This is a genomic window from Roseateles sp. P5_B10 (genome assembly GCF_056400485.1).
The window spans coordinates 1-623 of the sequence record NZ_JBFULE010001567.1; the positions used below are offsets into that span (position 1 = coordinate 1).

Here is a 623-nt window from a genome sequence, read left to right on the forward strand (position 1 = left end):
TCCCGAAGATCAGTGACTCTGGCGAGGTGCACGTCTCGATGGACGGCCGCTCCGAGGGCAAGGCCGACCAAGCTGTGATCAGCTACGAAGGCACGCCAGTCCCGATCCTGGACGGCTACGCACGCTTCGGCTGGCGTCAGATGGCCGTCAGCAGCAAGGGCGGCATTCAGCTGGACGTCGAGACCATCGCCAACCACCAGCGCAAGGTGGCCGAGAAGATGGAGGACATGGCCCTCAACGGCCTGTCCACCATCGTGGTCGGCGGATCGACCATCTACGGCCTGCGCAACCACCCGCAGCGCAACACCAACACGCACGGCTTCGACCTGAACACGACCACCGGTGCGAACTGGCTGGCCGCCTTCAGCAAGCTGATCAATGCGCTGGTCGGTGACAACGCCTACGGCAAGGTGACGGTCTTCCTGAACTACGCCGACTGGGTCTACGCCTCGATCAACGAGTTCGTCGCCGGCTACCCGAAGACGATCCTGCAGCGCCTGAAGGAGATCGAGCAGATCGCCGACATCGTCCCCTGCTCGAAGGTGCCGGCTGACGACCTGATCGGTGTCGCAGGCCTGGACAGCGGTGACTGGGGCTCGATCCTGTCGGCCATGCCGATGGTG

The 623-nt window shown here is 64.0% G+C and carries 1 protein-coding gene; it reads left to right on the forward strand.

The window, feature by feature from the left end:
- Positions 1-8: 8 nt before the first annotated feature.
- On the forward strand, positions 9-623 hold a 615-nt coding region (locus AC1DU6_RS34615; protein WP_477863029.1), incomplete at its 3' end, for a major capsid protein.